Origin of the sequence: Desulfurococcus sp., from assembly GCF_049970475.1 — an archaeon.
Lineage (GTDB): Archaea > Thermoproteota > Thermoprotei_A > Sulfolobales > Desulfurococcaceae > Desulfurococcus > Desulfurococcus amylolyticus.
The window spans coordinates 1-7,170 of record NZ_JBMFMW010000062.1 but is presented as its reverse complement, the minus strand read 5'-3'; the positions used below and the strand labels follow the sequence as shown (position 1 = coordinate 7,170).

General features: G+C 45.2%; 6 protein-coding genes. 2 read left to right on the top strand and 4 right to left on the bottom strand.

Annotated elements, in window-relative coordinates:
* The first annotated feature begins 98 nt into the window (after positions 1-98).
* Positions 99-1,277 (top strand): CaiB/BaiF CoA transferase family protein, encoded by a 1,179-nt coding sequence (locus ACP5N5_RS04865; RefSeq protein WP_042667109.1) that lies wholly within the window; start codon positions 99-101, stop codon positions 1,275-1,277.
* Positions 1,278-1,286: 9 nt separating this feature from the next.
* On the top strand, positions 1,287-2,795 hold the full coding sequence (locus ACP5N5_RS04860; RefSeq protein WP_428133451.1) for a gamma-glutamyltransferase family protein: 1,509 nt from the start codon (positions 1,287-1,289) through the stop codon (positions 2,793-2,795).
* Positions 2,796-2,804: 9 nt separating this feature from the next.
* On the opposite strand, the gene ACP5N5_RS04855 is transcribed toward ACP5N5_RS04860, so the two are convergent.
* The 4 genes from ACP5N5_RS04855 to ACP5N5_RS04840 form a co-directional block, all read right to left on the bottom strand.
* The gene (locus ACP5N5_RS04855; RefSeq protein WP_042667105.1) at positions 2,805-3,737 is read right to left on the bottom strand and encodes a GHMP kinase; all 933 of its coding nucleotides are present in this window, start codon (positions 3,735-3,737) and stop codon (positions 2,805-2,807) included.
* A complete protein-coding gene (locus ACP5N5_RS04850; RefSeq protein WP_012607868.1) occupies positions 3,722-4,345 on the bottom strand; it encodes a DUF447 domain-containing protein in 624 nt (207 codons plus the stop codon). Before ACP5N5_RS04850 ends, ACP5N5_RS04855 begins: the two co-directional genes overlap by 16 nt.
* A complete protein-coding gene (locus ACP5N5_RS04845) occupies positions 4,332-5,534 on the bottom strand; it encodes a DUF1464 family protein (protein WP_428133447.1) in 1,203 nt (400 codons plus the stop codon). The genes ACP5N5_RS04850 and ACP5N5_RS04845 overlap by 14 nt, the downstream gene beginning before the upstream one ends.
* Before the next feature lie 82 nt (positions 5,535-5,616).
* Entirely contained in the window at positions 5,617-7,017 is a 1,401-nt protein-coding gene (locus ACP5N5_RS04840) for an MATE family efflux transporter (protein ID WP_428133445.1), read from the bottom strand.
* Positions 7,018-7,170: the final 153 nt, after the last annotated feature.

The following is a 7,170-nucleotide window of genomic DNA, read 5'->3' as shown; positions in this document are numbered from 1 at the left end:
GATATCTGCAGGTATTTAAAGATATCTATAAATCCACAGCACCCTATATTAAATATCGTTTTACATCACAAATCGAATTATGAACGGAGGGCGTGAAAATGTTGTTAAAGGATATCAAGGTACTTGATCTAAGCCATACACTTGCCGGGCCCTTTGCCTCCATGGTGCTAGCTGACCTAGGAGCCGAGATAATAAAGGTTGAGGCCCCACATGGAGATGAAACCAGGAGCTGGGCCCCGTTCATCAAGGGGGAGAGCGCTTACTATCTCTCGATAAATAGGGGGAAGAAGAGTATTGTAGTGGACTTGAAAAACCCTAAGGGGCGGGAGATAGTCTACAAGCTAGTAGAGAGAAGCGATGTCGTGATAGAGAACTATAGGCCCGGGGTGCCTGAGAAACTTGGGGTCGACTATGAAAGCCTCGTAAAAATCAATCCCAAGATCATATATCTGAGTATTAAGGGGTTTAGACAGGGAAGCATATACGAGGATAAGCCAGCATATGACCTGGTTCTACAAGGCATGTCAGGCCTCATGATGTCCACTGGCGAGGAGGGGGGACCTCCTGTGAGGGTTAGTTTTGCGTTATTTGATGTGATCACTGGATTAATGTCCTCAATATATATTTTAAGCGCCCTCTACGCAGGTAAAAGGCCTGTTAAAATAGAGGTTCCAATGTATGACACTGCAATATTCTCAATGTGCTACCTACCAATAATGTACCTCACGACAGGTAGAAAGCCAAGAAGGATGGGTAGCGCCCATCCCTCCATGGTGCCTTACCAAGCCTTCAGAGATAGGGATGGGAAATGGTTCATCGTGGCAGCCGCAAACGATAGGCTCTGGGGTTCTCTATGCCGGGCTATTGGCAGGGAAGACCTTGTAAATGATCCGCGCTTCAGAACAAATGCCGATAGAGTGGCTAATAGAGAGGCCCTTGTTAACATGCTTCAATCAATATTTGAGATCGATACAAGGGATAACTGGCTTAGGAAGCTGGAGGACGCTGGTGTTCCTGCTGCACCAGTATATGAGCTAGACGAGGTATTTCAAGACAGGTATGTTAGCGAGCAGGGAATAGTCTATAAGATACATCATCCAGTACTAGGCGAGATCCCCCAGTTAAGCGAGCCAGGATATTTTAATAATGAAAAATACAACTCGAAACTACACCCACCAAGACTCGGGGAACACACAGTAGAGATACTTCAGGAGCTTGGATACACCCCGGAGGAAATAAGCAGGCTTAAAGAGGCGGGCATCATATATTATCCATAGGAGGTCATCATGCCCGTAGCTAAGCTCGGCATAGGATTTAAGGGTGTAGTAGCTGACCATCCCTTAGCTGTAAAGACCGGGTTAGACGTGCTGGAGGAAGGAGGCAACGCATTTGATGCATCCATAGCCATTAGCGCTGTTTTATCGGTTGTACAGCCCCAAATGGGTGGGCCCGGAGGCGATGGATTCCTATTAGGCTTCGTAGGAGACAAGGTTGTTGCCTACGCGTCCTCAGGCCGCTCGCCCAGCGGATTCAACGCCGATGAATACATTAGGGAAAAACCTCTAAGAGGATCTCTAACAGTAACGATCCCCGGGCTCGTATACCTATGGGGTATGGTTAACGAGGAGTATGGAACACTTGATTTAGCGACACTATTGAAGCCAGCAATATCACTGGCATATAATGGATTTAACGCTGGATATACCCTGGCGAGATCCATTGAGGCGGTTGAAAAAGAATTATTCGGGTTCAAGTGGGCTAAATACTATAAAGGGGTTAAACTAGGCAGCAAAATCACCAATAAAGACGCTGCTAGAACCCTTAGGCTAATCGCGTCGAGGGGCTGGGAAGAATTCTACCAGGGGGAGTTAGCTGAGGAACTAACCAGGGAACTACAGGATCAAGGAGTTAATACAGGGCTTGAAGACCTTATGACCCACGAAGGCTTTAAAGTAGATCCCCTCAGGCTAGAGGTGGAAGGAAGAATACTCTATGAGCTCCCGCCAAACACTCAAGGAGCATCAACGCTCCAGCTGATCAGCGCGCTCTATGAGGAAGAGTTATCCAGGTACGGGTTCCATGATCCTCAGCGGGCTAGCGCCTGGAGTAAACCAGTTGATATCGTCTACACATTCAGAGACATCTATCTAGGTGACCCCGACTACATGGAGATAGATGTAAACGAGTATTTGAGATATAGTAGGGTAAAGAAGCTTATCGAACACAGTGTAAGTCAAAGCAGTACACGTGTAAAACATGGAGGAGATACAACATTCTTCATAGTCTCCGATGGAGAATCATTGATCGGATTCATCCAAAGCCTCTTCCATCCATTCGGCTCAGGGCTAATGATGGGCGGCTTCCCAGTGCAGAATAGAGGAATAGGATTCGCGAAGGAGCATGGATTACCTAACAGCCCTGCACCCAGGAAATTACCCCTCCACACGTTATCAATTCTAGGCGTAGTTGAAGACGATAAAAAATATATTATAGGCTGTGTAGGAGGAGACTACAGGCCCCAACTACATCTAAGGGTATATGAAAACATGTTCGTATATGGAATGGACCCCGTAAAAGCAGTTGCAGCCCCCCGATTCATCTATGTGGAACCCCGTGGAAGCCAAAGACTCGTCTTAGAGAAACCACTTGAGGCTAATACGGTTGGAGGCATAAGTATCGAAGAAGTAGAGTATTTTGGAAGCCATGGACATGTACATGTAGCCATCCTAGACGATGAGAAATTAATACTTGCCGGCGACCCACGTAGCGAGGGAATAGCTATAGCCATAAACTAGATTACAGCGTTATTTTTCCTCCACAACCTCGGCCCCTTTATTACGTGGTCTAGTAATGAATACCTTCCCGTCGAGTCTTGGCATCAAATTCTCCAAGATCGCCTCAGCCTCATCTAATCCTTTTACAACCCCATAGACAGCCGGACCCCACGAGCTTTGTCCAACCCCTTCTACACCGTTTTCTCTGAGTAGCTTAATGGCCCTAGCAGAATTAACCGAGAAAACACCGCCCTGATATCTGGAAAACATAGAGCCAACGGTTTCCTGCAAAGCTGTCAACGCCTTCACGAATGAGTCGAAGTCCCTTTCAGCCACAGCTGAGGATAACTCGATTAGATGATATGAGGCCTTCCATGTTAATTCTACGGGAATATTCCAGTTTTCTTCAGCGAAAATCCTGTCTTCCCTCTCCTCATCGAGCCCGCTACCTGAAGGTATTGCAATGATGAAAACCCATTCCTCAGGGAATTCAAGCCTGGTTAGGAGGGGCGGGAATGCTGTGGACTCGGATCTACCCATGTCAACCACGAATCCACCATGTTTAAACACATATGTTCCAACACCAGAGTATTTGCCAAGTCCTGTCTCAACAGCTATTTCGACAGGATCTATCAGGTGGTTATTCACTAATGCAAGCCCATATCCAGCTGCGAGCACTAGTTGCGTTGTGGAACCTAGTCCTATGTGTCTGGGTATGCATTCCCTTATTTCAATGATTCCTTTTAAACCATGTTTAACGGCGAAGTCTTTTATTCTGGTAAACACCTCATCGGATCTGCAGCCCTCGACGCGTAATTCGCTTCCCTCCTTAACGATAACAACGTTGTTGGGGTATGATACTGCAACCCCTGCTGAGATATATCTCCTAGCTCCCCTGATAAACGGGTTAACCATGCCGAAGTGCAGTCTCGAAGGTGTGTTAATCTTTACTTCCCTAGCCAATCCTCCACCACCTTTCTAATCTTATTGGCTAAATCCATATAAGCACTATCCATACAGGTCTTCACTGCCACATTATATGAATACTCAATACTTCTTAAAGCTGTTTCAAGCTCTGTGGTTGAGAGCTGATCCCGTGCTCTTATCTTGGTAGTGTATATAATCATCTCTATGAGAGAGCTATAGCACCTTGAGTATGGCTCGAGCACCAGGTGGATATGTGGGTTCACTCTTATTTCCCTTAAATCATACTCAAATAAGCTATATTTCCCATGATCCACGATTCTAATAAGGTCTAGTAGCAAGTAGGCTTCAGCATTCCTCAGGAAAACACGCCCACTCACCTCATCAACCATGTAGTCCTCTGGGGTCAACCCACTGGATTCCGCCTTAAAAGCTGTCCTATAGTATAGAAACGGATCCCTGACGATGTTGAGCACTGGATTTTTCACAGCCACTAATAACTCATGTGTTTTAAACCCTTTGTAGAACTTCACCAGTATTCTCCCCTTTGACTTCCAGAACCCCGATGGTGTTGCATAGGGTTTGTCCAGATCATCTAGTAGAGATATTATCGCCTCGTAGAGTATCCCCTCCCTAATTAGAGCCAAGGCTACTCCACCATCTTATATTAAATGCTTCCCCATGCATTAGCCTCCTTAACTCAGCGAACTTCTTTCCAAGCTTCGATTTCATGAATCTCGGGTGAACTATGTAGTCAAGAGAGGTCCCTCTAGCATTTCTTATTCCAACGTGATCAACTAGTTCTTTGAAGACGCCGCCAGCTATGCCATCAGCTATTACAGCGTATCCTTGTGCGGTCTCTTTTACTATGGATGCATCCGGCAACCCCTTCATCGCCCTGATGCTCGTCAAGTCCCCGAGTTTATCCTCTATGTAATCCTTAACGACAGGGTTTCTTGAAACCCTGCCTGATAACAGTATCTCACGCGCCTCGCCCACCAGCGGGATCATAGAGTAAACCGTCTTTACAATAGACTCAATCATCGCGTCGAAGCAGATCTCTGCTAATGGATCTTCGCTTATCCTAGATATGAATTCCTCCGGTGACATAGTATTAGTTAATACATTACAACCAGTGGAAAACACATCTGTTTTGCTGAATAACCCTACGGCCTGTACTACTTCCAGATCCAGTGCACCTGAAGTTAGAAATGCTGGGCCAGGCATTAAGGTGCCGCCGACACCGTCAACTATGACCCCATTCCTAACTGCTATCACTGCGTTATAGCCGAACCCCATCTCTACGTGTATGTAGTTAACTCTATCATAGGGTATTTTATGCTCCTGAGATACCTCGTGTATCCCTAGGACTGCAACGGCTAGCTTATCAGCTGTACCCATATCGATCTTGTTGAGCTTCCTATGTAGGGGGATTGTTTCAAGGTTTATTACTGCTGGAATAAATATCCCTCTAACCCTTCTCTTCTTCAACTCCCTCACTATCTTCCCCATTGCATCGTAGATGAATGCCCCAATATTATTCCTGTTTAAGCCTTCCACTATCTCCTCCTTGGTGGTGGCTAGTATGAAAGTGTAATACCAGTCCTCCAACATGTTGTCCTCTATATGATCCAGATATGTGAGCTCTACACCATAGCCCGAGGGGAGAGCTATTAGATCAACTCCTGGGAAGCCCTCAACAAGCTCCACTACTCTGAGGGGATTCTTACTCGCCTCAACGGTATCTATTGATTTCTCGAAGCATATTCTCCCATCGCAGAGACCACATATATCAATACTCTTAGAGCCAGGATCCATACCTAGTACTCTGGGCATTTCGGGATCCTCCCTAAACCATAACTAAGTGGAATGTGATATTAAGCATCGGATTTAACTATTATAGAGTGATAGAATACTGTTAAACCGTTTCAGGCTCCCTGGTCTTTATAACTGGGATAGCCCACCCACCTCTAGCAACCCATATTATCATTAAGAGGCCGGCAACCACGTTGCTTAAACTCATTGAGATCCATACCCCTAGACTACCGAGGCCTATGGTGAATGCTAGTATATAGCCTAATAGTATTCTTATGCCCCATAGACGAATTATCCCCATTATTGTTGGAACCATTGTATGCCCTGAACCTCTGCCAACACTTATGCCTATGAAGAATAACGCGAAGAACACTATTGATGGTAGGAAAACTGTGATGAATCTATCTGCCTCAGATAATATAACCTGGTTATCGGTGAACACTGAGATGAATGCCTCCCTCAACATGTAAACTATGGATGACCCTATCAGTGTTGATACCCCTATATAGAGCATTGATTTAAAGGCAACCTTCCTTGCCCTATCAATTAATCCAGCCCCAAGTGCCTGTCCCACCATAACTGCGATACTGCTTGTGAAACCCCATAACGTTGCATCAGCTAGATCCATCATTATAAGCCCTATGGCTGCTGCAGCAGCAACATACTCACCGAACTGGTTTATAAGGGCATTCTGAAACATAAATGCCAAGCTATTTGAAGCCATCATTAACGTCACTGGAGCCCCGATCCTCAGGTTTTTGGCAAGCCAGTCCAACTCTATTTTAAGTGTTAACCTGGGCTTTAGATATGGGTATTTCTTATTCAGTCTATCATACAGGAGTAATAGTCCGATGAACCTTGAAAGTATTGTAGCGTACGCTGCTCCGGTAACCCCCATAGGCGGTATCAACATCGATCCATTGATTCCAACCCCTAGAATGAATATGGGGTCTAAAACCATATTCATGGATGCGGCTCCGAAGTTTATTGATGCAGGTGTACGTGTATCACCTATTGATTGAAGAATTGTCGAGTAGGTTAGAGTGAATGCTGAGAAAACTATATCCAGCGTGATTATCCCGGAATAAGTTAAGGTATCATTGTAGAGGAGAGGCGGTGTCCGCACTATATAGCTGAATATCATGGGTCTTAGAATAAAGTATATTATAGAAATCACAGAGTTGATGAGAAGCGTTGCCGAGACAAAGAATGACACGTACTTCCTGGCCTCATCATACCTGCGTGCACCTAACAATTGAGTTATCAATGCTAGATTCGCTGCCATTAATCCCTGCGCTATCGAGTTCCATAACATGAAAGTTGGCATGACCTGCCTTGGTACAGCATATGCTATCTCACTGTAACGGCTTAGCCAATATGTATCCACTATATTGTATGATACGTTCACTAATTGGACAACCATTAATGGTAGCCCAAGCCATAGGAGTGTTCTACCAATGGACCCGTAAAGTATTCTCTCCCTGTTTTCCTCTATCCTCAACATTTTCTCGATCACCAGTAAATCAATACACTATTTACGACATATCTTCAGCGATGCCTCCCTGTAGAGGTCTACTAGGTTCCTCATGTCGTTAATTACGGCCGCGTTGAGCTCCCATACATATATACTCCTATTAGACCTCCTATTTATCAATAC